Annotated in this window: 25 protein-coding genes; 6 read left to right on the top strand and 19 right to left on the bottom strand. The window is 73.6% G+C overall.

The genetic code is table 11. The annotated features are described in order from the left end of the window. Positions 1-17 precede the first annotated feature (17 nt). The 10 genes from J4709_RS30710 to J4709_RS30665 form a co-directional block, all read right to left on the bottom strand. Positions 18-773 (bottom strand): phytanoyl-CoA dioxygenase family protein, encoded by a 756-nt coding sequence (locus J4709_RS30710; protein WP_208245729.1) that lies wholly within the window; start codon positions 771-773, stop codon positions 18-20. A 52-nt stretch (positions 774-825) separates the two neighbouring features. After that, entirely contained in the window at positions 826-1,524 is a 699-nt protein-coding gene (locus J4709_RS30705) for an SseB family protein (protein ID WP_208245727.1), read from the bottom strand. Between the two features lie 66 nt (positions 1,525-1,590). Continuing rightward, on the bottom strand, positions 1,591-2,700 hold the full coding sequence (bar, locus tag J4709_RS30700; protein WP_208245726.1) for a barbiturase: 1,110 nt from the start codon (positions 2,698-2,700) through the stop codon (positions 1,591-1,593). 44 nt (positions 2,701-2,744) lie between these two features. Further along, a complete protein-coding gene (locus tag J4709_RS30695; RefSeq protein ID WP_307801668.1) occupies positions 2,745-3,704 on the bottom strand; it encodes a carbamate kinase in 960 nt (319 codons plus the stop codon). A 141-nt stretch (positions 3,705-3,845) separates the two neighbouring features. After that, positions 3,846-5,009 (bottom strand): pyridoxal phosphate-dependent aminotransferase, encoded by a 1,164-nt coding sequence (locus J4709_RS30690; protein WP_208245722.1) that lies wholly within the window; start codon positions 5,007-5,009, stop codon positions 3,846-3,848. A gap of 22 nt (positions 5,010-5,031) precedes the next feature. Next, positions 5,032-5,637, bottom strand: coding sequence for a response regulator transcription factor (locus tag J4709_RS30685; protein WP_208245720.1), 606 nt, complete (start codon positions 5,635-5,637; stop codon positions 5,032-5,034). Next, on the bottom strand, positions 5,634-6,941 hold the full coding sequence (locus J4709_RS30680) for a sensor histidine kinase (protein ID WP_208245718.1): 1,308 nt from the start codon (positions 6,939-6,941) through the stop codon (positions 5,634-5,636). The genes J4709_RS30685 and J4709_RS30680 overlap by 4 nt, the downstream gene beginning before the upstream one ends. 43 nt (positions 6,942-6,984) lie before the next feature. After that, positions 6,985-7,797 (bottom strand): ABC transporter permease, encoded by an 813-nt coding sequence (locus tag J4709_RS30675; protein WP_208245716.1) that lies wholly within the window; start codon positions 7,795-7,797, stop codon positions 6,985-6,987. Further along, entirely contained in the window at positions 7,794-8,780 is a 987-nt protein-coding gene (locus J4709_RS30670; RefSeq protein ID WP_208245714.1) for an ABC transporter ATP-binding protein, read from the bottom strand. The genes J4709_RS30675 and J4709_RS30670 overlap by 4 nt, the downstream gene beginning before the upstream one ends. A 121-nt stretch (positions 8,781-8,901) precedes the next feature. After that, a complete protein-coding gene (locus J4709_RS30665) occupies positions 8,902-9,540 on the bottom strand; it encodes an NAD(P)-dependent oxidoreductase (RefSeq protein WP_208245712.1) in 639 nt (212 codons plus the stop codon). Positions 9,541-9,625: 85 nt separating this feature from the next. On the opposite strand from J4709_RS30665, the gene J4709_RS30660 reads away from it, so the two are divergent. Beyond that, positions 9,626-10,201: a TetR/AcrR family transcriptional regulator gene (locus J4709_RS30660; protein WP_208245711.1), complete on the top strand. Its 576-nt coding sequence runs from the start codon at positions 9,626-9,628 to the stop codon at positions 10,199-10,201. 10 nt (positions 10,202-10,211) lie between these two features. Here J4709_RS30660 and codA read toward each other — a convergent pair whose 3' ends face one another. From codA to J4709_RS30640, 4 genes are all read right to left on the bottom strand, one after another. Further along, on the bottom strand, positions 10,212-11,498 hold the full coding sequence (codA, locus tag J4709_RS30655) for a cytosine deaminase (RefSeq protein ID WP_232384230.1): 1,287 nt from the start codon (positions 11,496-11,498) through the stop codon (positions 10,212-10,214). Next, complete coding sequence (locus tag J4709_RS30650; RefSeq protein WP_208245707.1) at positions 11,495-12,910, bottom strand: purine-cytosine permease family protein; 1,416 nt, start codon at positions 12,908-12,910, stop codon at positions 11,495-11,497. The genes codA and J4709_RS30650 overlap by 4 nt, the downstream gene beginning before the upstream one ends. Before the next feature lie 64 nt (positions 12,911-12,974). Next, the gene (locus tag J4709_RS30645; RefSeq protein ID WP_208245705.1) at positions 12,975-14,387 is read right to left on the bottom strand and encodes an acyl-CoA synthetase; all 1,413 of its coding nucleotides are present in this window, start codon (positions 14,385-14,387) and stop codon (positions 12,975-12,977) included. Then, positions 14,384-15,562, bottom strand: coding sequence for a CaiB/BaiF CoA transferase family protein (locus tag J4709_RS30640; RefSeq protein WP_208245703.1), 1,179 nt, complete (start codon positions 15,560-15,562; stop codon positions 14,384-14,386). The genes J4709_RS30645 and J4709_RS30640 overlap by 4 nt, the downstream gene beginning before the upstream one ends. Positions 15,563-15,598: 36 nt before the next feature. Here J4709_RS30640 and J4709_RS30635 point away from each other — a divergent pair, with 36 nt between their 5' ends. Next, complete coding sequence (locus J4709_RS30635; protein WP_372442166.1) at positions 15,599-16,186, top strand: uridine kinase family protein; 588 nt, start codon at positions 15,599-15,601, stop codon at positions 16,184-16,186. A gap of 31 nt (positions 16,187-16,217) precedes the next feature. Here J4709_RS30635 and J4709_RS30630 read toward each other — a convergent pair whose 3' ends face one another. Then, positions 16,218-17,390, bottom strand: a complete 1,173-nt coding sequence (locus J4709_RS30630; RefSeq protein ID WP_208245701.1) for an epoxide hydrolase family protein — start codon at positions 17,388-17,390, stop codon at positions 16,218-16,220. 103 nt (positions 17,391-17,493) lie between these two features. On the opposite strand from J4709_RS30630, the gene J4709_RS30625 reads away from it, so the two are divergent. Continuing rightward, positions 17,494-18,054, top strand: a complete 561-nt coding sequence (locus J4709_RS30625; RefSeq protein WP_208245699.1) for a CGNR zinc finger domain-containing protein — start codon at positions 17,494-17,496, stop codon at positions 18,052-18,054. Here J4709_RS30625 and J4709_RS30620 read toward each other — a convergent pair. Continuing rightward, positions 18,029-18,430: an ATP-binding protein gene (locus J4709_RS30620; protein WP_208245697.1), complete on the bottom strand. Its 402-nt coding sequence runs from the start codon at positions 18,428-18,430 to the stop codon at positions 18,029-18,031. The genes J4709_RS30625 and J4709_RS30620 overlap by 26 nt on opposite strands. Positions 18,431-18,586: 156 nt before the next feature. Between J4709_RS30620 and J4709_RS30615 the strand changes: the two genes are divergently transcribed. Next, a complete protein-coding gene (locus J4709_RS30615) occupies positions 18,587-19,429 on the top strand; it encodes a helix-turn-helix domain-containing protein (protein ID WP_208245695.1) in 843 nt (280 codons plus the stop codon). Beyond that, positions 19,389-19,571 (top strand): DUF397 domain-containing protein, encoded by a 183-nt coding sequence (locus J4709_RS30610; protein WP_208245693.1) that lies wholly within the window; start codon positions 19,389-19,391, stop codon positions 19,569-19,571. Before J4709_RS30615 ends, J4709_RS30610 begins: the two co-directional genes overlap by 41 nt. A 43-nt stretch (positions 19,572-19,614) precedes the next feature. Here J4709_RS30610 and J4709_RS30605 read toward each other — a convergent pair whose 3' ends face one another. The 3 genes from J4709_RS30605 to J4709_RS30595 all read right to left on the bottom strand — a co-directional run bounded on the left by J4709_RS30605 (position 19,615) and on the right by J4709_RS30595 (position 24,510). After that, positions 19,615-20,478: an oxygenase MpaB family protein gene (locus J4709_RS30605; protein WP_208245691.1), complete on the bottom strand. Its 864-nt coding sequence runs from the start codon at positions 20,476-20,478 to the stop codon at positions 19,615-19,617. Positions 20,479-20,647: 169 nt separating this feature from the next. Beyond that, entirely contained in the window at positions 20,648-22,459 is a 1,812-nt protein-coding gene (locus J4709_RS30600; RefSeq protein WP_208245689.1) for a hydantoinase B/oxoprolinase family protein, read from the bottom strand. After that, complete coding sequence (locus J4709_RS30595) at positions 22,456-24,510, bottom strand: hydantoinase/oxoprolinase family protein (protein ID WP_208245687.1); 2,055 nt, start codon at positions 24,508-24,510, stop codon at positions 22,456-22,458. The genes J4709_RS30600 and J4709_RS30595 overlap by 4 nt, the downstream gene beginning before the upstream one ends. Positions 24,511-24,708: 198 nt before the next feature. On the opposite strand from J4709_RS30595, the gene J4709_RS30590 reads away from it, so the two are divergent. Next, a complete protein-coding gene (locus J4709_RS30590) occupies positions 24,709-25,083 on the top strand; it encodes an FKBP-type peptidyl-prolyl cis-trans isomerase (RefSeq protein WP_208245685.1) in 375 nt (124 codons plus the stop codon). Positions 25,084-25,152 lie beyond the last annotated feature (69 nt).

Here is a 25,152-nt window from a genome sequence, read left to right as displayed (position 1 = left end):
GGCTAAGCGTAGATGCGTTAGCGCCCGAGACCTCGCTGGATCGCCGTCCGCACCGGGGACGTCCCGGGGAGCGGCCCCGACGGCGACAGCGGCGGCTGCGCCATGAACTTGACCTCGGTGCCGTGGTGCGGCTGCGCGGCGTGGACGAGGAACGGGTGGCACAGGTACACGTCGCCGGCCCGGCCGGTCGCGAGCGCGACGGGGCGGTGCTCGGACGCGGGGACGGCCTTGCCTGCGATGTCCATGAACGAGAGGCCGCCGTCGCCCGCCGGCTCCAGGATCGGCGGGACGTCCAGGTGGGAGCCGGTGCGGATGAGGGTGGGCGCGTCGTCCTCGCCCACGTCGGAGAACAGGAACAGCATCAGCAGCGCCCGGCCCTTCGAGGCCAGGTTGACCCGGTAGCCCATGAAGTCGTTCGGGTCGTCGCCGGGGAAGCTCGCGTCGATGTGCCAGCCGTCGTCGCCGGGCGCCTCGCCGCTCGGGAACCGGATCGGGAACGTTCCGAGGCCGCCGGGCTCCTGCCACGCGTCCTTGCCCACGACCGCGTCGTAGGCGGCGTGCAGGCGCGGGGTGTTCGCGGCCGCCCGGAACGGCGGCGTGCCGTACCCGCCGAGCCGGATCACCGGCTTCGTCCAGGTGGAGCGGTCATCGGGGTCGCAGCCGGTGTCGCGCCAGAGGACCGCGCGGCACTCGGCCGCCAGCTCCCGGGGGAACGCCTCCGGGACCCGGACGAACCCGTCCGCCATGAAGGCGTCGACGTCGATCTCGTGCATCGGGCCAGGATGCCGACGGCGCCCCGCCGGGCGCCAATGGTTTTCCGGGCCGTCAGCCGCGCCGGACGATGCTCAGCTCGACGCCGCCGACGATCCGTCCGCGCAGCACCTCGGCGAGCCGGTCCGAGACCCGCTGCACCGTCACCCGCTCGTCGTGGCCCGGCACGATCGCGAACCGGACGGCCAGCTCGGCGGACGTGCCCTCGGTCAGCCGCACGCCGGTGACGGCCTGGTCGGAGCCGAACGCCGCCTCGACCGCGGCGAGCACGTCGGGGTCCTCGTGCGGCGGCGGGACGGGCCGCCCCTCGGCGAGCAGGTGCAGCCGCAGCCCCTCCACCGCGAACGGCACGGGGCCCGCCACGTCCACGACCAGCGCGTCCGCGCCCTCGTCGAGGGCGGCGCGGCACGCCTCGCCGGCGCGGACCGCGACGGGGCGGGCGTCGGCGCGCCACGCCTTCAGGGTGTCCATGCAGGTGAAGCCGAGCACGCCGCGGCGGCCGTCGTCGCCGATCAGCGTCGGCAGCGCCATGTCGCTCGACTTCTCCCGGCGCAGCCCGCCGGGCTCCACCTCTTCCTCCTCGGTGAGCACGGCGACGATCGGCACGAGCAGCCGCGTGCTCTGCAGCCGCCGCAGCACCGCGTGCTGGCCGACGCGCCCGGCCGCGTACCCGGCGAGGGCCTCGCACAGCCGGGGGTCGGCGCCGCCGTCGTCCCCGGGGAACCGGGATTCGGGAATGGTCAGTCCGGACACGGCAGGAAGGCTATAGCCTCCGGCGACCGCCGTGGGTGCCGAACCGGATACTCTTCGTGCCCGCGCTCAGTCCCCGAGGTCGGCGATGGCCGCGACGGTGCCGCCGCCGGACGGGCCCTGGTGGACCGCCGCGACCGACACGAACACCGCCGGGTCGCCGGTGACGGACGCGGCGACGCCGCCGACGCACGCCTTGATCTGCCGGTGCCAGTGCACGTCGGAGTCGTCCAGCATGATGTTGCGGCGGCCCCGCACCGACCCGGACGGGTCAGCCTCGCACTTGATGAACACGTTGACGAGCCGGTCCCCGAGGTCGGACGTGCGGGGCCGTTCCGGCAGGTCGAGCCCGGTCGAGGCGATCGCGTCCCAGATGCCGTCGGCGTCGAGTGCGTCGTTCATCACACCGTGCCCGGCCCGGTACCGGCCGCCGACGCCGCGCACGTTCCCGACGACGACGATCTGCGCCCGGTCCAGCTCCACGCCGGACGAGCACGACGCGACCGACGAGAACAGCGACAGGTCCTTGTGGATCTGCTCCGCCGACGGCGTCTCGATCTCGCCGAGCGCGACGGCGATGCCGAGCGCGGTCGTCGAGTTGGAGATGTCCATCGACTTCAGGGTGTCCTCGGTGACGACGCCGTGCCCGCGCCGCTTGGCGTCGTTGATGGTGTCGAGGGTGAGCAGCGGCGTCTTGGTCTGCACGTAGTGGACGTCGGCGGGGTCGTCGATCCCGGCGGTCTTCATCGCGTCGCGGACCCCGGCGGCGACCGTCTCCACCATCGCGGGCCTGCCGATGTCCTCGGGCAGGATCACCTCGCTCATCGCGACGCCGACCGACAGGCGCGGCTCGTCGGTGCGCGGCGCCTTCGCCGGGTCGACGGTCGCGAACACGGTCGCGTGCGGGCTCAGCACCCCGTCGGTGCCGCCCGACCACACCAGCGGGACGCGCGCCACCTCGTCCGCCGGCCGGGTGCCCCTGGCGGTCAGCACCTCCCGGAACGCGCGGTCGGCGAGCAGCCGCGTGTAGTCGTTCACGCCGCCGTTGCCCTCGGTCTTGCCGACGACCGCGAGGACCCGGTCGGCCTCCAGCACGCCGTCGTCGATCAGCCGGGCCAGCCCGGACGCGTCGGTCACGCTCTCGATGGGGATCTTGCGGACTTCGATGGGATCGGGCACGTCGTCGCTCCTCGGCTGCTCTGCTGATCGTTCTGTACCCCGGGTCACGCCTCCACGACCGTCCCGGCCTCGCCCTGCGCCGCCGCGCCGAGCCGGGGCAGCGACGCGATCGCGGCGCGCCGCCCGCCCGCCGCGACGAACCGCCGCACCGCCTCCACCTTCGGGCCCATGCTGCCCGCCGCGAAGTGCCCGGCGGCGGCGAGCCGGGCCAGCTCGGCGGCCGTGGTGCGGCGCAGCGGCCGCGCCGCCGGGGTGCCGAACCCGGCCACCGCGTGCTCCACGTCCGTGGCGATCACCAGCGTGGACGCGCCGAGCCGGCGCGCCAGCAGCTGCGCCGCCAGGTCCTTGTCGACGACGGCCTCGACGCCGCGCAGCGCCCCGCCGGCGCGGACCACCGGCGCTCCCCCGCCGCCCGCCGCGACCACCACGTGCCCGGCGTCCAGCAGCACCATCGCCGCGCCCGCGTCCAGCACGTCGAGCGGCTCCGGGGACGCGACGACGCGCCGCCAGCCCCGGTCGCCGAACGGCCGCCACGCCTGCCCGAGCGCGATGAACCGGCGCGCCTCGTCCGCCGGGAAGTACCGGCCGACCGGCTTGGCCGGGTCGGCGAACCCGGGGTCGGCGGCGTCCACCAGCGTCCGCGTCACCACCGTGGACACCGGGCGCGGCGCGCCGCGCGCGGCGAGCGCCCGCTCCAGCGCGTTCATGATCATCACGCCGACGGTGGCCTGGGTCTGCGCGCCGCACCAGTCCAGCGGCACCGGCGGCACCACCCCCGCGGCCAGCTGGTTCTTGATCAGCAGGTTGCCGACCTGCGGGCCGTTGCCGTGCGTCAGCGCGACCCGCGCGCCCGCCGCCACCAGCTCGGCGACGTGCCGCATCGCGGTCTCGATCGCCGCCGCCTGCGCGTCCGGCGTCGCGCTGCCGTCCGGCGCGGTCATGGCGTTGCCGCCCAGCGCGATCAGAATCCGCTCGCCGTCGAGCGAGTCCCCGTTCCGGCCCACGGCCCGAACGCTAGCCGCGCGGCGGGCGCCGCTCATGGGCGAAACCAGCCCAAGGAACGCCGCCTGTTCGGCAAACTCCGCCCGTTCGGCAATCTCCGCCCGTCCGGCAATCTCCGCCGTCCGGCCGCTCGCCGGGGGAATTCAGGCGAGGCGTCCGAGGCGCTCGACGGCCTCGTCGATGACCTCGTCCTTCTTGCAGAACGCGAACCTGACGAAGTGCGCGCCCGCCTCCGCGTGGTCGTAGAACACCTGCGTGGGGATCGCGACGACGCCCGCCTTGGCCGGCAGCGCGCGGGCCAGCTCCAGCCCGTCGGAGAAGCCCAGCGGCCGGATGTCGGCCTGCACGAAGTAGGTGCCCTGCGGCCGGTACGCGGTGAAGCCGGCCGCCTCCAGCCCGGCGACGAGCCGGTCCCGCTTGGACTGCAGCGAGGCGCGCAGCTCCTCGACCCACGCCGTCTCGTTCGCCAGCGCGTACGCGGCGGCCCGCTGGTAGGGGGCGCTGACCGCGTAGGTGAGGAACTGCTTGACGGTCTGGACGGCCCGCACGTACCGGGCGGGCGCGGTGATCCAGCCGGTCTTCCAGCCGGTGGCGGAGAACGTCTTGCCCGCCGACGACACCGACACCGTCCGCTCCCGCATCCCGTCGAGGGTGGCGAGCGGGATGTGCTCCGTGCCGTCGAAGGTCAGGTACTCGTACACCTCGTCGGTGATCGCGACCAGGTCGCGGTCGCGGCAGACGGCGGCGATGGCCTCCAGCTCGCCGCGGGTGAACACCGTCCCGGCGGGGTTGTGCGGCGAGTTCACCAGGATCGCCTTCGTGCGCGGCCCGACGGCGGCGCGCAGCTCGTCGGGGTCGAAGGTGAAGCGGCCCTCCACCGGACGCAGCGTGACGGGCCTGCGCACCGCCCCGGCCAGCGCGATCACGGCGGCGTACGAGTCGTAGTACGGCTCGAACACGATGACCTCGTCGCCCGGCCCGGTGAGCGCGAGCACGGACGCGGCGATGCCCTCCGTCGCGCCGACGGTCGCGTACACCTCCGACATCGGGTCGTACGACAGCCCGTACCGCTCCAGCCGCTGCTCCGCCACGGCCTCCCGCAGCTCGGGCACCCCGGGCCCGGGCGGGTACTGGTTCCCGCCCGACCGGATCGCCTCGACCGCTACGTCCAGCATGGCCTTCGGGCCGTCCTCGTCCGGGAAGCCCTGACCGAGGTTGATCGACCCGGTGGCCGTGGCCAGCGCGGACATCTCCGCGAAGATCGTCTCGCCGAACTCCCGCATCCGCGGCACCAGAGGCTCAGTCACGGCACCAGCCTAAGGGGCGGCGTCAGATCCAGCCCATCTCCTGGGCGGCGCGGACGGCGGCGAAGCGGGACGGCTCGCCGAGCTTGGTCATCGCCGTGGAGAGGTAGTTGCGGACGGTGCCCTCCGACAGGTGCAGCAGCGTCGCGATCCGGGCGGTCTCGGTGCCGGCGCCGGTGAGCCGGAGGATCTCGCGCTCGCGCCCGGTCAGCGGGTTGTCGCCGGCGGCCATCGCGGTCGCGGCGAGCTCGGCGTCCAGGTAGCGGCCGCCGTCGTGGACCTTGCGGATCGCGGCGGCCAGTTCCTGCGTCGGCGCGTCCTTGGCGACGAAGCCGCGCACTCCGGCGGCCATCGCGCGGCGCAGGTAGCCGGGGCGGCCGAAGCTCGTGAGGATGCACACCGAGCAGCGGGCGCCCGCGGCGGCGAGGCCCTCGGCGACGGTGAGGCCGTCCGCGCCGGGCATGTCGATGTCGAGGACGGCGACGTCGGGGGCGTGCGCGGCGACGGCGGCGGCGACCTCGTCGCCCCGGCCGACCTCGGCGACGACCTCCAGGTCGGGCTCCAGCCCGAGGAGCGCGGCGACGGCGCCGCGGATGAGGTGCTCGTCGTCGGCGAGCAGGATCCGGATCACCGGCCGCTCCTCCCGGCGGCCGCCGCGGGCTCGGCGGGCTCGGCGGGCTCGGCGGGCTCGGGGCGCGGCTCCGCGGCCGTCGCGGCGGACGGGCCGTCCGGCTCGGGGCGCGGCAGCGGGACGACGGCGCGCAGCAGGAAGCCGTCGCGGCCGTGCCGGTCCGCGGTGATCTCGCCGCCGAGCACGACGGCGCGCTCGGCGAGGCCGGTCAGCCCCGACCCGGCGGCGGCGCCTGGGCCGGCGTCGCCGCGGACGCCGTCGTTGCGCATCTCCAGCACCACGGAGCCACCGTACGCGGTGAGCGCGACGGCGCAGTGCCGGGCCTCGCTGTGCTTGATCACGTTGGTGGCGCCCTCCCGGATCACCCAGGCGAGCACGGAGCGGACCTCGGGCGGCAGGCCGTCCGGCACCGCTCCGGCGTCGCAGCGCACCCCGGCCGCCTCCAGCACGGCGCGGACCCCGGCCAGCTCGGCGTCCAGCTCGACGGCGCGGTAGCCGTGCACGGCGGCGCGCACCTCGCGCAGCGCGTCGCGGGCGGCGCGCTGCACGTCGGCCATCTCCGCGCCGGCGCGGGCGGGGTCGGCGTCCGCGAGCCGCATGGCGAGCTCGCTCTTCACCGCGATCAGGGAGAGGCTGTGGCCGAGCAGGTCGTGCAGGTCGCGGGAGAAGCGCAGCCGCTCCTCGGTGACGGCGAGCCGGGCGAGCGCGTCCCGCGCGGCGTGCGTCTCCTGGTGCAGGTCCCACATGCGGCGCTGGTAGCGGTTCACGAACGCGATGAGTCCGCACATGCCGGTGTAGACCGCGACCATGATCGGCACGAGCGCGTACCAGGGCAGGTCGCCGTCGGGGTAGAGGTGCTTCGTGCCGGCGCTGCCGATGATCCCCGCGGCGGCCCCGGTGCCGAGGCACAGCTCGGCGATCCGGCGGCGGCTCATCGGCGACAGGACCACCGCCGACACCCAGAAGACGGGGACGACGCTGAACAGCGGCTGCGCGAACAGCATCAGGCTGAGCGCGGCGGTCACCGCGCCGCTCGCGACGAGTTCCCGCCGGGACGCGCCGCCCTCCAGCCCCGCCCGGACGAGCCGCATGTAGAACCAGCTCATCAGGCCGAGGCCGACGACGGCCAGCACGGCGACGGGGACGCCGATATGGCCGTCGTCGTAGGCGGCGGCCGTCCCGGCCAGGCCGGGGGCGATGAACCCGAGGGCCGCGCACAGGAACGACCGGTACGTCACGCGGCGGTACCGTTCGAGCCTGCGGGTGTCCTGGGCCTCCAGGTCCGCCGTGGTCGCGACCGTCATGTCCCGTCCTCCTTCTCCTCGACTGTAACGGCGGGACGTCCGGTCAGGCGCGCCTCGGCTCCCAGCGGAACCAGCGGCCCGCCATCGCGCGGCCGAGGCCGAGCCAGACCGCGAGGACGGCGAAGGAGGGCAGGCAGGCCGTCCACCCGCCGGCGAACCCGACGGACGCGTGGGCGGCGTGGTCGTGGAAGTCGCGGCCGAAGTAGGCGGTGCGGGTGATCTCGACGACGGGGCTGAGCGGCAGCCAGCGGCACGCCTCCTCCAGCGCGGCGGGCAGGCCGTCCAGCGGGAACATGACGCCGGCGCCCGCCATGCAGGCGAACATGATCGGCAGGACGGTGAGCTGGGCCAGCTCGGCGTTCGGGGTGAGGCCGGAGACGGCGAAGGCGAGCAGCGCGAACACGGCGGCGCCGCCCGCGAGCCCCACGAGCAGCAGGAGCGGATCGGCGGGGAACCGGCCGCCGAGCGCGGCGGCGAGCACCACCAGCAGGGCCAGCACCTGGACGGCGTACATCGCGACGGCGGCGAGGACGCCGCCGCCGATGATGTCGGCGTCGGCGAGCGCGGTGCCGCGCAGCCGCTTGAGCGTCAGGTCCTCGCGGCGGGCGGTGAAGACGTTCACCAGGTTCATGAACACCGCGAACAGCAGGAAGAAGCCGAGGTGGCCGGTGCCCTGGAGCAGCGCGGCGTCCATGCCGCCGGCCTTCTGCCCGTGCGCGGGGAACAGCAGCGCGGCGAACAGCACGGGCAGCCCGGCGGCGGTGAACAGCGCGGTCCGGTTGCGCCACAGCAGCATGAGGTCGAGGCGCGCGACGCGCAGGGCGGCGCCGCCGGCCAGGGGGCGGGTCATCGTCATCGGGACGCTCCTTCCAGCGCGGCGGCCGCCCCGGTCTCGGTCCGGGTGCCTTCGGTCTCCCGCGCGCCTGCGGACGTGCGGAGGAAGACGTCCTCAAGGGACGCGCTGCGCGCCTGCAGCCCGCGCAGCTCGACGCGGTGCTCGTCGGCCCAGCGCAGCAGGTCGTACAGGCCGCTCTGGAGGCCGGCCTCGGTGACGGTGTAGGACGCGACGGCGCGGCCGGCGTCGACGGCGATGTCGGCGCCGGCGCCGCGCAGCGCGGGCAGCTCGGCGACGCGGAACCGCTCGGGCACCTGGAAGCTGATCCGGTCGCCGTGCCCGGCGACGACCTCGGCGACCGTCCCGGCGGTCTCGATCCGGCCCCGGTGCATGATCGCGAGGCGGTCGGCGAGGTGCTCGGCCTCCTCCAGGTAGTGGGTGGTGAGCAGCACGGTGGTGCCGGCGGCGACGAGGTCCCGGACGATCCGCCAGGTGGCGCGGCGGGCCTCGGGGTCCATGCCGGTGGTCGGCTCGTCCAGGAACAGCACGCGGGGGCGGCCGAGCAGGGCGAGCGCGAGGTCCAGCCGCCGCTTCTGCCCGCCGGACAGCTGCCGGACCCGCACGTCCGCCTGCTCGGCGAGGCCGACGAGGTCCAGCGCCTCGCCGCGGGGCCGCGGGTCCGGGGTGAAGCCGCGGAAGCGGTCGACGGTCTCGGCGACGGTCAGGTCGGGGAAGAACCCGCCGTCCTGGAGCATGACGCCGATCTCGGGACGGACGGCGCGGCGCTCCCGGTACGGGTCGCGTCCGAGGACGCGGACGGTGCCGTGCCGGGCGGGCCGGTGCCCTTCGAGGGTTTCCAGGGTGGTGGTCTTGCCCGCCCCGTTGGTGCCGAGGAGCGCGAACAGCTCGCCGGGCGCGACCTCGAAGGAGATCCCGGCGACGGCCTCGAAGTCCCCGTACCGCTGGCGCAGCCCGTCGACGCTGATGGGTCGGATGTCGTCCATGCCCCCAGCGTCGCGGGGTGCGGCGGGGCGCCGGTAGACGTGCGTGTCACCGGTTCGGGCGGCGGGTGTCAGCCGTTCCGCGTGACAGCTGTCATGCCGTCCCCCTCGTCGTGCGAGCGGGTCAGCCGGCGATGGAGACCACGTGCCCGATGGACGGCAGGTCGCCGGCGAGGTCGAGCATGGCGGCGGCGACGTCGTCGCGGGTCATGGTGAAACCGCCGGTGACGCTGCGGTCGACGGCCTTGCGGTAGTGGCCCTTGCCCTCCTTGTTCGTGAGCCTCGGCGGCCGGACGATCGTCCAGTCGAGCCCGGAGTCGCGGACCTGCGCCTCGGCGACGCGCATGTCGGCGATGCCGTGCCGCAGGAACCGGCCGAGGATCACCGGCTTGACGACGTACCGGGTGAACGGGTCGTCGCCCGGCATGCCCTCGATGGCGCCCATGCTGACCATGAGGAACCGTCCGGCGCCGGTCGCGCGCATCGCGGCGATGATGCTGCGGGAGCTGTCGCCGCAGACGGTGGTGGGGCCGAAGTCGCGCGGGCCCATGGCGCTGACGACGGCGTCGGCGCCCTTCACCGCCTGCTCGATCGCGTCCGGGTCCATGACGTCGGCGCGGACGACGTCGGCGCGGTCGCGCAGGTCGGCGGGCATCCTGCCGGGGTCGCGGACGACGGCGGTGACCTGGTGCCCGGCGTCCAGCGCCCGGCGGACCAGCCGCGTCCCGATGCCGCCGGTCGCACCGAAGACCGTGATTCTCATCCCGATCCCTCCTCATATGGGTGAGTGAATGTTTACTAACCCCTAGGATGAGTAAGCATTCACTCACTGTCAAGGGGGCGGGCCGATGACCGCGCGCGAGCGGATCCTGGACGCGGCGGCGGACGTCATGCGCGAGCGCGGCGTCGCGGGCGCCACCACCAAGGAGATCGCCAAGGCCGCCGGGTACTCCGAGGCGCTGCTGTACAAGCACTTCCGCGACAAGGCGCAGCTGATGCTCGCCGTGCTCAAGGAGCGGATGCCCGCGTTCACCGCGAACGCCGTCGCGGGCGAGGCGACCGTGGAGGCCAACCTGGTCGCCGTCGCGCACGGCGCCCTCGCCTTCTACCGGCGGGCGTTCCCGATGATGGCCTCGATGGTCGCCCAGCCGGCGCTGATGGCGGCGAGCCGCGAGGCGTTGCGCAAGTACGACGCGGGCCCCCAGGAGCCGGTGCGGGCGCTCGCCCGCTACCTGGACGCCGAGCGCGACCTGGGCCGCGTCGCGGCGGGCGCCGACACCGGGGCCGCCGCCGCGCTGCTGATGGGCGGCTGCTTCCAGCAGGGCTTCCTGCACTACTTCGCCGCGGCGCCGGACGCGCCCGACCTGCCGGAGTCGGCCGCCGCCGGACTCGTCCGGCCGCTGCTCCCGGCCCTGCTCCCCTAGCCCTGCTCCCTTAGCGGTCGCGGGTGCGCACGAAGTCGACGTCCTCGGCCTCGCGGCCCGGCCACGTCAGCCGGGTCACCGCGGGCGGGGTCTCGGCGACGATCCGGCCGCGCGCGACGACATGGGACGGCCGGGTCTGCCGCCGGACGGCGTCGTACGGCGACGACGCGGGCAGCACCACCAGGTTCGCCGGGCGGCCCGGCTCGATCCCGTACCCGTCGCCGAGCCCGAGCACCCGCGCCCCCCGCGACGTCACCATCGCGAACGCCTCGTCGATCTCGGCGGCGCCGGTGAGCTGCGCGGCGGCGATCCCGACCAGCGCGACCTGCAGCGACGACGCCGTCCCGAGCGGGAACCAGGGGTCCATGACGTCGTCGTGGCCGAACGCGACGTTCACCCCGGCGGCGAGCATCTCCTTGACCTGGGTGAGGCCGCGGCGCTTGGGGTAGGCGTCGAACCGGCCCTGCAGGCACAGGTTGGCGAGCGGGTTGCACACCAGGTTGATGCCCGAGCGGGCGAGGATCCGCTGGAGCTTGTAGGAGTAGGCGCCGTTGTAGGAGCCCATCGCGGTGGTGTGGGACGCGGTGGCGCGGTCGCGGAGCCCGCCGCGCCGGGCGAGGGTGGCGAGCACCTCCACGAACCGGGACTGCTCGTCGTCGATCTCGTCGCAGTGCGCGTCCAGCAGCAGCCCGTACCGCTGCGCGATGTCGAAGGCGATCTCCAGGGAGCGGACGCCGTCCTCGCGGGTGTCCTCGAAGTGCGGGATCGCGCCGACCGCGTCGACGCCGCGCCTCGCGGCCTCCTCCAGCAGTTCCGGTCCGTTCTCGTAGGAGCAGACGCCCTCCTGCGGGAACGCGACGAGCTGGAGCCCGATGACGTCCTTCACCCGCTCGCGGACCTCGATCATCGCGTCGAGCGCGACGAGCCCGGGGTCGGTGACGTCCACGTGGCTGCGGACGTGGAGCACGCCGTTCGCCGCGTACCAGCGCAGCACCTCGCTCGCGCGGGCGATGACGTCGTCGCGGGTGAGGGTGGTCTTGCGCTCGCTCCACACCGCGATCCCCTCCCACAGGGACCCGGACGCGTTCCAGCGCGGCTCCCCCGCGGTGAGGGTGGTGTCGAGGTGGACGTGCGGCTCGACGAACGGCGGGCTCACCAGGCCGCCGGCGGCGTCCGCCAGGACCTCGCCCCCGGCGAGCTCACCGGCCGGTGCGACGCGTCCGAACCGGTCGCCGTCGATCTCGATGTCGTGCAGGCCGTCCCGTCCGGTCAGGCGGGCGTTGGTCAGGAGCTTCATGCGGGCTCCCCTACCCATGACCGGCCGCGCCGGGCCGACAGGACGAAGTACAGGACACCCGCCACGAGCGCCCCTGCCAGCCAGGACAGGTCGATGCCGCCCAGCGCGCGCGCCGCCGGCCCTTGCAGCGCCTTCGGGACGCCGTACTGGAACGCCCATGTCGCCGCGGCCCCCAGCACGAACGAGGCGAGGGCGTCCCAGCGGAAGTCGCCGAGGCGAGACCGTCCGGGCGGGTCGTAGAGGGCGTCGATGTCGACGTTCTGGCGGCGGACGACGTAGAAGTGGACGGCCATCACCGCCGCCCACGGCACCACCCACGTGACGAGGCCGCCGAGCCAGGCGTCCAGGGTGTTCGCGAAGTCCTGCTGGAAGATCAGCAGGATCGTGAACGCGGCGGCGAACAGGCCGACGCCGTAGGAGATCGCCTTGCGGGACACGTGCCAGTCGACGGTCTGCGCGCACAGCGAGCAGCTGTAGACGTTCAGGATGTTCGTGGCGATCGGCCCGTGCACCACCAGCAGCAGCACCGGGATCGCGAGCGCGCCGAACGCGTCCACGATCAGCTTGCCGGGGTCGGTGGTCGCGCTCACGGTCGCCAGCGACGCGCCGAGCACGCCGAGCCACACGACCGGCACGAACTGGCCGAGGACGCTCGCCGCGTACAGCCGGCGGCGCGGCACCGCGCGCGGCACGAACCGCGAGTAGTCGGAGGCGTAGGCGAACCAGGTGATGCCCCAGCCGACCCCGATCGCCGTCATCACGGTCGTCATGGCGGAGAGGCGGTCCTTGCCGGTGAGGCCCTGGCCCGGGTGGTCCCAGTGCACGCCGGTCTTCGTCCACGCGACGACGGTCATCACCGCGAGCACCGCCAGCGTGACGGGCACCGTCCATTTCTCGAACGCGGCGATCGCGTGGAAGCCGGACGCGGCGATCCACACCTGCAGCCCCATGATCACCAGCACCACGACGATCTTCATCGCGTTGCCACCGTGCACCCCGACCTGGCCGAGCAGCGCCATCACCAGGTCCAGCACGATCCAGGTGTTGACCGCGCACCAGCCCGCCGACATCACGCCCTGCAGCGCCCCCGGCAGGTACGCGCCGCGCCGCCCGAACGCCGACCGGGCCAGCACCATCTGGGTGACGCCGGTCCGCTGCCCCATCAGCACGAACAGCCCGAACACCGCCATCCCGACGAGGTTCCCGGCGACGAGCACGCCGACCGTGTCGGCGAGGCTCAGCCCGAGCTTGATGCCGAGCGCGCCGAGCACCCAGTTGATCGGCGCGATGTTCGCGCCCGACCAGATCCAGAACTGGTTCCCGGCGGTCGACTCGCGGGCGTGCGGCGGGACGGGATCGAGCGAGTGCGCGGCCGCGGACGCGCCGGATCCCGGGGACGGTGAGCTGGACACAGGCCACGACCTTACTGGCCGGCCCGAAATGCCCCGTCCGCCGCCCTCCGTGTTCCCTCCCAGGTCAGGGCGCGAGCTCGGGCAGGCGGGTCTTGACGACCTTGCCCATCGCGTTGCGGGGCAGCGAGCCGACCAGGTGGACGACGCGGGGCCGCTTGTGCACCGACAGCCGGTCCGCGACGAAGTCGATCAGCTGCCGCCCGGTCACGCCGTCCGCGACGACGTAGGCGGTGACCTGCTCGCCGAGGTCGTCGTGCGGGGTGCCGGCGACGGCGGCCTCCCGCACCGCCGGGTGCGCGAGCAGCGCGTTCTCGACCTCGCCGGCGCCGATCCGGTAGCCGCCGCTCTTGATCAGGTCGGTGGACGCGCGGCCGACGATGCGGTGCCAGCCGTCCGGGCCGATCGTCGCGATGTCGCCCGTGCGGAACCAGCCGTCCGGGGTGAACGACTTCGCGGTCGCCTCCGGGCGGTTCAGGTAGCCCTTGAACGGGTGCTCGGCGCGGACGTGCAGCTGGCCGGGCGTCTCCCCGTCGTGCGGGACGGGGTCGCCGTTCTCGGCGGCGAGGCGCGTCCCGATGCCGGGCAGCGGCAGGCCGACGTAACCGGGGCGGCGTTCGCCGTCCGCGCGCGCGCTGAGCGTGATCAGGGTTTCGGTCATGCCGTAGCGCTCGACGGGGCGGTGGCCGGTGAGCGCCTCCAGCCGCTCGAAGGCGGGCACCGGGAGGGGCGCGCTGCCGGACACCAGCAGCCGCGCACCCCGCATCGCCTCCGCCGACGCCGGGTCGGCCGCCATCCGCGACCACACCGTCGGGACGCCGAAGAACAGGCTGCCGCCGTCCTCGCCCGCCGCCGCCGCGTACGCCTCCGGCCGGGGACGTCCGGTGTGGACGAGCGGGGACCCGACCCGCAGCGGCCCGAGCACGCCGAGGACCAGGCCGTGCACGTGGAACAGCGGCAGCCCGTGCACCAGCACGTCGTCCGGCGTCCACGCCCACGCCTCCGCCAGCGAGTCGAGGGCCGCCCCGATCGCCGCGCGGGAGACCATCACGCCCTTGGGCGCGCCGGTCGTCCCGCTCGTGTACAGGATCAGCGCGGTCGCGTCGGGCACGGGCTCGGCCGCCGTCTCCGCGCCGGACGCGGAGGCCGGGAGGTCGTCGACCGGGACGCGCGGCGGTCCGCCGTCTCCCACGTCGGCGCCGCGGGCCGCGAGCAGCAGCGCCGCGCCGGAGTCGTCGAGGATGTGCGCGCGCTCGTCCGGGCCGGAGTCCGGCGGCAGCGGCACCACCGGCACCCCCGCCATGAGCCCGCCGACGACCGCGACCACCGTCTCCGCGCTCGCCGTCGCGTGCACCGCGACGGCGCCCGCGCCGGCGATCTCCGCCGCGACCGCGGACGCGCGGGCGAGCAGCTCCTCGCGCGGCAGCTCCCGGCCCGCGACCCGCACCGGCCCGCCCGTCTCGCCGAGCAGATCCCTCACTGGCTCCTCCCCTGCTCCTCGTCCTTCGCGTCCATCTCGTCCAGCCAGGCGAGCACCGCGCCGGTGTGCTCGCCGAGCAGCGGCGGCGCGGTGTGCGCCCGCGGCTCGGCGCCGTCGAACCGCAGCGGCGGGCCCGGCAGCTCGATCCTCCCGAGCGTCGGATGGTCGACCTCGATCACCAGGCCCTGCGAGCGGGTCTGCTCCCAGGTGTACACCTCGTCGATCGACCGGATCGACCCCGCCGGCACGCCCGCCGCGTTCAGCCGGTCCAGCCACGCCTCCCGGGCGTCCCCCGCCAGGACGCGCTCGATGTCGGCGGTCAGCTCCGCCCGGTTCGCCGACCTGTCCGGGATCGTCGCGTACCGCGGGTCCCCGGCGTCCAGCCCGACCAGCGGCGCGAACCTGCGCCACAGGTTCTGGTTCGCGACGCCGATCTGGATCTGGCCGTCCTTGCAGCGGAACGTCCCGTACGGCGCGATCGTCGGATGGTCGTTCCCGACCGACTCCGGCACCTCCCCGGCGACCGTCCAGCGCGTCCCCTGGTACATGTGCGCGCCGACCACCGAGGCCAGCAGCGACGTCCGCACGACCGAGCCGCGGCCCGTCCGCGTCCGCTCGTAGAGCGCCGCCAGCACCCCGGACGTCGCGTTGCCCGCCGCGAGGATGTCGGCGATCGACAGCCCCACCTTGCTCGGCGTCCCCGGCGGGCCCGTCACGCTCATGATCCCGGCCTCGCCCTGCATGATCGCGTCGTAGCCGGGGCGGCCGCCCTCCGGCCCGTCGTGCCCGAACCCCGTGATCGACAGGACGATCAGCCGCGGGTTCAGCTCGTGCAGCCGCTCCACCGGGAAGCCGAGCCGGTCCAGCACCCCGGTGCGGAAGTTCTCGGCCAGCACGTCGGCGTGCCGCACCAGCCGCTCCAGCGTCTCCCGCCCCTCGTCCGACTTCAGGTCGAGGGTGATCGACTCCTTGTTCCGGTTGATCGACAGGTAGTAGGTGCTGACCCCGTCCTCGCCCGCGAACGGCGGCCCCCAGCCGCGCGTCTCGTCGCCCGTGCCGGGCTGCTCCACCTTGATCACGCGGGCGCCGAGGTCGGCGAGCGCCATCGTGGCCTGCGGTCCGGCGACCACGCGGCTGAGGTCGACGATCAGTACGCCGTCCAGCGGTCCGGGCAAGGGGCGTCCTCCTTCGGGGGGCGGGCACCTGGAAGTATGCCGTCCGTGCCGCTGCCGCCGCCCCGGACCCACCCCGCGCTCGCCGCGCGGCTGCTCGCGCTGCCGCCGTCCTGCGGGCCCGCGCGGCTGGTCGCGATCGACGGGCCCAGCGGCGCCGGGAAGTCGACCTTCGCCGACCACCTCGCGGCCGTCCTCGTCGGCGCGCCGGTGATCCGGTCGGACGACTTCCGCGTGCCGTGGGACGCCGACCCGCTCACCTGGTGGGCGCCGCTCCGCCGCGCCGTCCTCGATCCCCTGTGCGCCGGACGGCCCGCCGTGCTGCGCCGCTACGACTGGCACAACGACCGGTACGGCCCGCCGGAGGAGATCGCGCCTCCGCCCGTCCTCATCGTCGAAGGCGTCGGCTCGTCGTGGGCGGAGTCGCCCGCCGCCTGCCGGATCTGGATCGACGCCCCCTACGAGCTGCGCCGCGCCCGCGCCCTCGACCGCGACGGCCTCGAATACGCCGGCGCCTGGGACCGCTGGTCCGCCCGCGAGTCCGCCTTCTTCGCCGAGGACGGCACCCGGGACCGCGCCGACCTCCTCATCGACGGCACCGCCCCCGCCCTGCGCGGCGGCTCGTAGGCCAGGAGGGCGACCGGCCGCCGAGCCGCGTTCACCGATGAGCGGCCGGCAGCGCCGCGAGCCCTTCTCGCAGGTCTTCGACGAAGTACTCGGGCACCTCCAGCGAAGGGAAATGTCCCCCGCGTTCGGGCGTCGCCCATCGGACGATCTGCCGGTACCGCTCCCGCGCCCAGGGGCGCGGGCACTTCTCGACGTCACGGGGATACATGGTGAGCGCCGACGGGACGTCGACCCGGAGTTCGGGATCGAGCGAGTTGTGGCTTTCGTAGTAGATGCGGGCCGCCGACGCGCCGGTCCGCGTCAGCCAGTAGAGGGTGACGTCGTCGAGGATCCTGTCCCGGGAGATCGTCTCGAACGGGCCGTCCTCGGTGTCCGACCATTCGGCGAACTTGTCGAGGATCCAGGCGAGCAGCCCGACCGGTGAGTCGACGAGCGAGTAGCCGATGGTCTGCGGCCGGGTCGCCTGCTGCTTCGCGTACGCCGCGCGGTGGCGCCAGAAATGGCGGGTCTCCTCGGTCCATTCGCGCTCGACCGCCGTCAGCCCGTCCACGGTCAGCCCGGGCGGCGCCTCCGCGAACGTGGTGTGGATGCCGAGGACGTGCGCCGGGAACCGGCCGCCGAGAACGGTGGTGATATTGCCGCCCCAGTCGCCGCCGTGGGCCAGGAATCTGCTGTAGCCAAGCCTTCCCATCAGCTCCACCCAGGCGGCCGCGATCTTTTCGGTTCCCCACCCGGTGGTGTCCGGCTTGTCGCTGTATCCGAAGCCGGGCAGCGACGGGACCACGACGTGGAACGCCGGCGCGTCCGCGTCTTTCGGATCTGCCAGTTCGTCCACCACATCGATGAACCGGACAATGCTGTCCGGCCAGCCGTGCGTCAGGATCAGCGGAGTGGCGTCCGCGCGCGCGGATCGGCGGTGCAGGAAATGGATTCCCAGACCATCAATGGTCGTGCGGAACTGCCCGATCCCGTTGAGGCGCTCTTCGAACGGCCGCCAGTCGTATTCGGTGCGCCAGTAGTTCACGACATCGACGAGGTCGGCGAGAGGAACGCCCTGCTCCCACCGACCAGGGCCGGGCGCCGCGCCATGGACGGTCTCGGCCTCCGGCAGCCGCGCCGCGGCGAGCCGCGCGCGCAGGTCGTCGAGGTCGGCGTCGCTCGCGCGGGCTTCGAATGCCCGTACGTCGCCGGTCGGATGAGACATGGGACCTCCTGGCCGTCTCGGAACCGGCCGCAGGGCAACGCGAACCGGCTAAGCCGGTTCTAACATGCCGCCGCGCCGACGTGCAACCGGCTAAGGTGGTTCCATGCGCGCCGGCTTCCCCGACTTCCGCCTCGGCAACGTGCTCGCGACCAGCTTCACCGGGACTCTGACGGAGCGTCAGGGCGACTCCGTGGAGCGGATCCCCACGCCGCAGCGGCTCATCGACTGGCTGGCGGTGAACGGCCTCGCCGTGGACTCCTGCACCGCCGCCCAACTCGACCTCGCCCGGGAACTGAGGGAGTCGATCCACCTCGCCGCGACGGCGGCCGCGATCCAGGACGCCCTCCCCGCATCCGCCGTCCAAGTCATCAACGACCGCAGCGCCGGGGGCCGGGCCGCCGCGATCCTGACGCCCGAGGGCAAGCGGGAATGGCGGCTCGGTTCGGCGTCCCGCGTGGAAGACGCGCTCAGCGTGATAGCCGCCGACGCGATCAGCATCATCGCCGGCGAACGGGACGGGAAACTGGCCCTGTGCGCATCACCGACCTGCCAGGCCGCCTTCTTCGACACCAGCCAGAGCCGCACCCGCAAATGGTGCGACATGAACACCTGCGGTAATCGCCAGAAGAAGGCGCGCTTCAACGCCAAGCAGCGCGAAACCTAGCCCACACCACCTTTCCGCCCTCGTTGAGCGGCCGGACGCCCCACTCCTCGACGAGTTCCGCCATCAGCCGCAGGCCCCGTCCGGACGTCGCGGCGAGATCCTCGGGCCCGGCCACCGGACGGCCCTCCCCCGCGTCCCACACCTCGACCACCGGCCGCCCGCCGCGCGCGTCCAGGAACAGCCGGACGACGATCGGCCCCTCCCCGTGCTTCCAGGCGTTCGTGACCAGCTCGCACACCACGAGCCGCCCGACATGGTCGTCGGCGATGCCCCACTCGCGGAACCATTCGGCGAGGAACGTCCGCGCCGAGCGCGGCGTCCGGTCGCTCGGTTCGAGCACGAGCGTGGGGACCTCGGGGACGAGTGCAGCGGACATCGTGACCACCTCCGGATGGGTTCTCTGGAACGCCTTCACAGCGTGGACTCATGCGGCTACGTTCAGTACGCAGATGGTCACGCTTCGATACGACTCTGAAGCCACCCCCCGGCTTCTTCGAAGTCCTTGAAGTCCGACATTCACGGAGGACCCGCGATGGTCGACCCCTACAGCCCCCAAGCCATCTGGGGCCGCGAGCTGCGGCACTACCGGACCAAGGCCGGGCTCAAGCAGTCCGAGCTCGCCGAACGCATCAACTTCTCGGAATCCCTCATCTCCGGGGCGGAGACCGGCCAGGTTCCCGCCTCCGTCCCGTTCGCCAAGGCATGCGACCGCGAATTCGAGACCGGCGGCGTCCTGCTGCGGGCACTCGACTTCAAGAAGGCCCGCCGCTTCCCGGCCGGGTTCGCCGAGTACCTGGAGGTCGAGAAGAAGACCGCCATGATCCGCTGGTACGAGGGGCTCTGCGTCCCCGGCGTTCTCCAGACGCCCGACTACGCCCGCGCGCTCCTGCGCGCCGGCCGCCCCGGAGACACCGACGAGGAGATCGAGGCGCTCGTCACCGCCCGCATGGACCGCAAGGCGTTCCTCGGCGAACCGAACGCGCCGACGCTCTGGGCCGTGATCGACGAACCGGTTCTGCGGCGTCCGGTAGGAAACGCCGAGGTCATGCGGGACCAGCTCGCCTACCTGCTGAAGGCCACCGAGCACCCCAAGGTCTGTGTTCAGGTCCTCCCATTCGATACGGGAGCCCACGCCGGACTGACGTGCTCCTTCATTCTGCTGACTCTCCCCGACGGCGGATCGGTGGCCTACGCTGAGGATCTGACCGGTGGCCGCTTCATCGAGCGTCCAGAGGATCTGGGCCATTGGGCCGCCTGCTATGAGTCGATCAAGTCATCGGCGTTGCCGGTGAAGCAGTCGGCGGAATTGATTCGCGACGTCATGGGAGACGGTCATGAGTGCGAGCAAGGTGGTTTGGCGGAAGGCATCACATAGCTCCGGCAATGGCGGTGCCTGCGTCGAGGTCGCTCACTTTCCCGGTGCGATCGGAGTTCGGGACTCCAAGGACCCCGAGGGGCCGAGGCTCGTCCTCAGCCGGGGTGCTTTCGCGGCGCTGGTGGCGGATCTGAAGCGCTGAGGCAAGCCCGTCGCCCGGGCTTCGCTCGGGCGACGGGCCGGTTTCAGGGTTTGAGGAGGTCCACCACGGCGGGGTTCCCGTGCAGTCCGATGAGGTCGATCGGCGGAACGGCTTCCTGCATCGAGGCGACGTGCTTCCTGAGCGCCTGCAGAAGTTTGACGCCTTCGACGCTGCGGCCGTAACCGGGACTGGCGACGATGAGGTCCCACAGTCGCCGGGCCTCGTCGAACGTGTCGGGGAGGCCGTCGTCCTCGATGCCCATCGCGGAGCCGATGATCTTCCAGACTCCCATCCAGGTGAGGAGGGCGTCGCCCTCCGGGACCTGCTCGCCGACCCCCTGCATTCCGACCAGCGGCGTGTACGAGAAGGTCAGCAGCGTGTAGGCGAGGCTGACCTGGTTGATGTAGGGGTGCTCCTGCTCCGCGGGGTGGTCTCCGGCGATCGTGGTGTGCCGGTCGCCAAGGGCCGCATAGACGACCAGGAGGCCGAGGCCGTCGGGGCCTGCCGCGAATCCCTTGCGCACCCTGTCCATGACGTCGTCGGTCGTGCTGAGGCGCTCTTCGACGAACTCGGCCTCGGCGAGCCGGCGCGTTCTGACCAGCAGTTTCGCGCCGTCGATGTAGGCGTAGGTCTCCGGGAGGGAACGGACCAGCAGGAGGAGCTGGTACGTCCTGCCGTCCAGCTTCGCGTCGACCGCTCCGAATCCGCTGATGAGGGCGAGGTACCGCTTCGCCTTCTCGTTGGTGAGCGATCCCTTCTTGACGAGGGCGTCGAGAAGGGTCCTGTTGTCCGGCTCGTCGCCGCCGGCCTCGTCGATGACCGGCTTGAGGGCGCCGTACAGAGTCCCTTGCGTGATCTGCGGCTTCCTGCGGGCCTCCGCCAACTGCTCCTGGGTCGTCCACACCATCGGGCACCTCCCGTGCCTGGATTACCCGCAGATTAAGCGGCTCCCGATCCTCGGTTACCGGGCGGCGACTGACCGTATCCGGACGCCGTGAAGAGTCCGCAGCCAGCGGGTGCGCTTGCCGTATGCGGCCACGCACGGGAGGTGACGCGGCCCTGGCCTCGGGTGAGGTTCAGGTGTCGACGTCGGCGGACGCCGCGCCGCCGGACAGGGTCGGGTAGCCGGGGCCGCGGTCGAAGAACGGGGCGGGGCCGCGGTCGGCGCGCAGGCGTGCGCGGAGCGCGTCGGTCGCCGCGGCGTCGACGGCGCCGTCGGCGAGGACGACGCCGTAGTCGTCGCGGGCGCCGTTCGGGGAGACCTTGCCGTCGCGGACGTCGGCGGCGACGCGGGCCGGGTCGCGGTCCAGGGGGTCGCCCCAGCCGCCGCCTCCGGTGGTGCGGATGCGGACGACCTGGCCGGCGCGGACGGGGTGGTCGTCGACGAGGCCGTCCATGGGGACGCCGTCGATGTCGACGCGGAAGGGGCGGCCGGCGCGGCCTCCGTTGACGCCCCAGCAGGACAGGATCGAGCGGTCGGCGATCGACATGTAGTGGGCGTCGCGGAGCATGCGGATGTGCTTGTCGTAGCCGAGGCCGCCGCGGAACTCGCCGGGGCCGCCGGAGTCGGTGGCGAGGCCGAGGCGTTCGACGACGAACGGCCAGCGCGCCTCGGCGAACTCGGCGGGGATGTTGCGGGAGTCGGGGACGATGTGGATGGTGTCCTCGCCGTCGGCGTAGGGGCGGCCGCCGGAGCCGCCGCCGAGGACCTCGCGCATCAGGTAGGGGCCGCGGTCGTCGTCGCCGTAGACGCCGGTGTAGCGGATCGTCTCCTGGTCGGCGGGCATGCGCCCGCCGGTGGCCTTGGCGAGGACGCCCGCGAGGACGCCGAGGAGCCGCAGGATGACGAACGTGCGGGCGTTGGTCGGGGCCGGGAAGACGGGCGTGAGCAGCGTGCCCTTCTCCGGGAACCGCATCTCGATGAGGGGGACGACGCCTTCGTTGACGTCGAGCTCGGCGGCGCGCTCGGGGGTGTCGGCGAGGTTGCGCAGGACGGGCGCCAGCCATTTCTTGAGGAACACGCCATCGGCGTAGTCGCCCGCATGGTTGATCGGGCCCTTGGCCTGCGGGGACGTGCCGGTGAAGTCGATGACGAGCGGGACGTCCGCGGACTTGTCGACGGTCAGGGTGATGCGCTGGGCGTGCAGGCGGGGCGGGTCGACGCCGTCGTGCTCGGCGTAGTCCTCCCAGACGTAGGTCCCGTCGGGGATCTTCGCGACGAGCTCACGGCGGAACGTCTCGGTGGTGCGGGAGATGACGGCGTCGAAGCACTCCTCGACGTCGGCGCGGCCGTAGCGGGCGAACAGGTCGGCGAGGCGGCGGGCGCCCATGAGGCAGGCGGAGCATTCGGCGTCGAGGTCGCCGGCGAGGGAGTCGGGCATCCGCGAGTTGCGGGTCATGATGGCGAGCGCCGCCCGGTTCGGCACGCCCCGGTCCCAGAGTTTGATGGGCGGCACCATCAGGCCCTCTTCGTAGGCGCTGCGGGCGTGGCTCGGCATGGAGCCGGGGACGGCGCCGCCGATGTCGTCGTGGTGCCCGAACGCCTGCACGAACGCGACGACGTCGCCGTCGTGGAACACCGGGACGGTCACGCAGAGGTCGGGGAGGTGGCCGATGCCGCCCTCGGACAGGTAGACGTCGTTGTGGAAGAACACGTCCCCCGGCCGCATCTCCTCGATCGGGAAGTCGCGGGCGACGGGCTGGACGAGCGCGGAGTACGAGCGTCCGGTGAGCTTGCGGAGGCGGCGGTCGTGGATGCCGGCGCGGAAGTCGTGGGCGTCGCGGATCATCGGCGAGCGGGCGGTGCGGGCGATGGCCGTCTCCACCTCGCGCTCGACGGACGCGAGGGTGCCTTCGACGATCTCCAGCAGGATCGGGTCGACGCTCATCGCGCGGTCACCACCAGGTTGCCGTGGGGGTCGAGGCTGGCGGTGAAGCCGGGGTGCAGCGGGAGCGTGGAGCCGAACTCCTCGATCACCGCGGGCCCGTCGACGGCGTCGCCGGGGGCGAGCTTCTCGCGCCGGTACACCGGTGTGTCCGCCCAGTCGCCGAAGTGCACCGGGCGGGAGCCGGTGCGGGCGCGCGAGGGGTCGCCGTCGCCCGGCGGGCGTTCCGGCAGCGGCGGCCGGTCGATCGGCCCGATGCCGGAGACGCGCAGGTTGACCCATTCGACGGGGTGGCGCGGGTCGTCGCGGTGGCAGTAGCCGTACCGGTCCTCGTGCGCGTCGTGGAACCGTCGGACGACCTCCGCGCGGAACGCCTCGTCCGGGACGCCGGCCGGCGCGGTGACACGGACTTCGAACGCCTGCCCGTAGTACCGCAGGTCGGCGGAGCGGGCGAAGCGGCGGCGTTCTTCCGGGAAGCCCTCGCGGGCGAGCGCCGCCCCGGCCTCGTCCTCCAGTTCGGCGAACGCCCCGGCGAGGGCGGCGACGTCCAGCTCCGCGTCGCGGACGACCCGGGTCCGCACGTGGTCGTTCTTCACGTCCACGGTGAGCAGCCCGAACGCCGACAGGTTGCCGGGGTTCTCCGGGATCACCGCGGCGGGCAGGCCGAGGACGTCGAGCAGCCGGCACGCGAGCAGCGGCCCGGACCCGCCGAACGCGACGAGCGGGTAGTCGCGGACGTCCAGCCCCCGCTGCACGGTGATCTGCCGGATCGCGTTGGCCTGGTTCCACGCGGAGATCTCCAGGATCCCGGAGGCGGCGCGCTCGACGGTCAGCCCCAGGTCGGCGGCGAGCGCCTCAAGGCCGGCGCGCGCCGCGGGCACGTCGAGGGGCACCTCGCCGCCGAGCAGGTGCGGCGGGATGCGGCCGAGGACGGCGTGCGCGTCCGTCACCGTCACCTCGGTGCCGCCGCGGCCGTAGCAGAGCGGGCCCGGGTCGGCGCCGGCGCTGCGCGGCCCGACCTTCAGCGCGCCGTCCGGCGACCGCCGCGCGACGGACCCGCCGCCCGCGCCGACCGTCACGATGTCGATCATCGGGATCTTGACGGGATGCCGGCCGATCGCGCCCTCGGTGGTGACGGTCGGCTCGCCGTCCAGCACGACCGCGACGTCGGTGGAGGTGCCGCCGCCGTCCAGCGTCACCACCGAACCGCGGCCGCTGCGGGACGCGACGAACGCCGCGCCGAGCGCGCCCGCCGCCGGGCCGGACAGCACCGTCGTGATCGGCTGCCGGGCGACCTCGTCCGCCGACAGCACGCCGCCGTTGCTCTTCATCACCAGCAGCCGGGCCGGGGCGCGCCCGGCGATCCGCGCGAGGTAGCCGTTCATCGCCGGTTTCACGGCGGCGTCCACCAGCGTCGTCACGGACCGCTCGTACTCGCGGTACTCGCGCAGCACCTCGCACGACAGGGACACGACCGCGTCCGGGTGCTCGCGGCGCAGCACCTCGCGCATCGCCAGCTCGTGCGCCGGGTTCGCGTACGAGTGCAGGAAGCAGACGCCGATCGCGCGGATCCCCGCGTCGCGGAACCAGCGCGCCGCCGCGACCGCCGACTCCTCGTCGAAGGGCCGCAGCTCCGCGCCGGTGTGGTCGAGCCGCCCGCCGGCCGTCCGCACCCGGTGCGCCGGGACGATCCGGGGCGGCTTCACCCAGAAGTAGCTGTTGCCGTAGCCGTCCGGGACGCTCTGCCGGGCGATCTCCAGCATCGACTCGAAGCCCTCGGTGGTGACGAACCCGAGGCCGTCGATCCGGTCCTCCAGCAGCCGGTTCGTCGCGACGGTCGTGCCGTGCGACAGCGCCGCCACCTCGTCCGGCGACGCGCCGAGCAGGCCGAGCACCTTCGCGACGCCCGCCGCGAACCCCTCGGCGGGGTCGGCGGGCGTGGACGGGGTCTTGGTCGTGACGGGCTCGCCGGCCCCGTCCCCGCCGACGTCCAGCGCGACGACGTCGGTGAACGTCCCGCCCGTGTCGATGCCGATGCGCAGCCGCCGTGCCATGCCCAACGGTCTACCGGACGGCCCGCGCCCGCGGAACCGTCGCAATGTGCCAACGGGACGGCCGCCCTTTGGGCATTGCGCGCCGCGCCCTGCCCAAAGGGCGCGGCGCGCCCGGCGGATGCGCTCGGGCCCCGAGCACGGCGCTAGGCTGGGCAGCCGTCCGAAACACGGAACCGACGACACCGCTGGAGCCCGTCCATGGCGCTTGAACGCCCCGAGATCGACTTCCCCGAGGGACAGCCGCCCGCCAACCTCGACATCACCGACATCACCAAGGGCGACGGCCCCGAGGCGACCAAGGGCTCGACCGTGTCGATGCACTACGTCGGCGTCTCCTGGTCCACCGGCGAGGAGTTCGACGCGTCCTGGAACCGGGGCGGCACGCTCGACTTCGAGCTCGGCAGCGGCCGGGTCATCAAGGGCTGGGACATGGGCATCGCCGGGATGAAGGTCGGCGGCCGGCGCAAGCTGGTCATCCCGCCGCACCTGGCCTACGGCGACCGCAGCCCGAGCCCGGCCATCAAGCCCGGCGAGACGCTGATCTTCGTCGTGGACCTCGTCGCGGTGAGCTAGGACCCCGTCCCGCGCGGCGGCGGGCACGGCCCAACGGCGGGCAATCGGGCGGTGAAAATCCGGCCGGTT

Origin of the sequence: Actinomadura violacea (assembly GCF_017573465.1) — a bacterium.
Lineage (GTDB): Bacteria > Actinomycetota > Actinomycetes > Streptosporangiales > Streptosporangiaceae > Spirillospora > Spirillospora violacea.
This window is presented reverse-complemented; position numbering and strand designations above follow the sequence as displayed.

Bases quoted from the DNA above. Each gene is read 5' to 3' on its own strand.
- J4709_RS30710 (WP_208245729.1), bottom strand. From the start codon at position 773: ATGCACGAGATCGACGTCGACGCCTTCATGGCGGACGGGTTCGTCCGG.
- J4709_RS30680 (WP_208245718.1), bottom strand. From the start codon at position 6,941: ATGACGGTCGCGACCACGGCGGACCTGGAGGCCCAGGACACCCGCAGG.
- J4709_RS30675 (WP_208245716.1), bottom strand. From the start codon at position 7,797: ATGACGATGACCCGCCCCCTGGCCGGCGGCGCCGCCCTGCGCGTCGCG.
- J4709_RS30670 (WP_208245714.1), bottom strand. From the start codon at position 8,780: ATGGACGACATCCGACCCATCAGCGTCGACGGGCTGCGCCAGCGGTAC.
- J4709_RS30665 (WP_208245712.1), bottom strand. From the start codon at position 9,540: ATGAGAATCACGGTCTTCGGTGCGACCGGCGGCATCGGGACGCGGCTG.
- J4709_RS30660 (WP_208245711.1), top strand. From the start codon at position 9,626: ATGACCGCGCGCGAGCGGATCCTGGACGCGGCGGCGGACGTCATGCGC.
- codA (WP_232384230.1), bottom strand. From the start codon at position 11,498: ATGAAGCTCCTGACCAACGCCCGCCTGACCGGACGGGACGGCCTGCAC.
- J4709_RS30635 (WP_372442166.1), top strand. From the start codon at position 15,599: ATGCCGTCCGTGCCGCTGCCGCCGCCCCGGACCCACCCCGCGCTCGCC.
- J4709_RS30630 (WP_208245701.1), bottom strand. From the start codon at position 17,390: ATGTCTCATCCGACCGGCGACGTACGGGCATTCGAAGCCCGCGCGAGC.
- J4709_RS30625 (WP_208245699.1), top strand. From the start codon at position 17,494: ATGCGCGCCGGCTTCCCCGACTTCCGCCTCGGCAACGTGCTCGCGACC.
- J4709_RS30620 (WP_208245697.1), bottom strand. From the start codon at position 18,430: ATGTCCGCTGCACTCGTCCCCGAGGTCCCCACGCTCGTGCTCGAACCG.
- J4709_RS30615 (WP_208245695.1), top strand. From the start codon at position 18,587: ATGGTCGACCCCTACAGCCCCCAAGCCATCTGGGGCCGCGAGCTGCGG.
- J4709_RS30610 (WP_208245693.1), top strand. From the start codon at position 19,389: ATGAGTGCGAGCAAGGTGGTTTGGCGGAAGGCATCACATAGCTCCGGC.
- J4709_RS30605 (WP_208245691.1), bottom strand. From the start codon at position 20,478: ATGGTGTGGACGACCCAGGAGCAGTTGGCGGAGGCCCGCAGGAAGCCG.
- J4709_RS30600 (WP_208245689.1), bottom strand. From the start codon at position 22,459: ATGAGCGTCGACCCGATCCTGCTGGAGATCGTCGAAGGCACCCTCGCG.
- J4709_RS30595 (WP_208245687.1), bottom strand. From the start codon at position 24,510: ATGGCACGGCGGCTGCGCATCGGCATCGACACGGGCGGGACGTTCACC.
- J4709_RS30590 (WP_208245685.1), top strand. From the start codon at position 24,709: ATGGCGCTTGAACGCCCCGAGATCGACTTCCCCGAGGGACAGCCGCCC.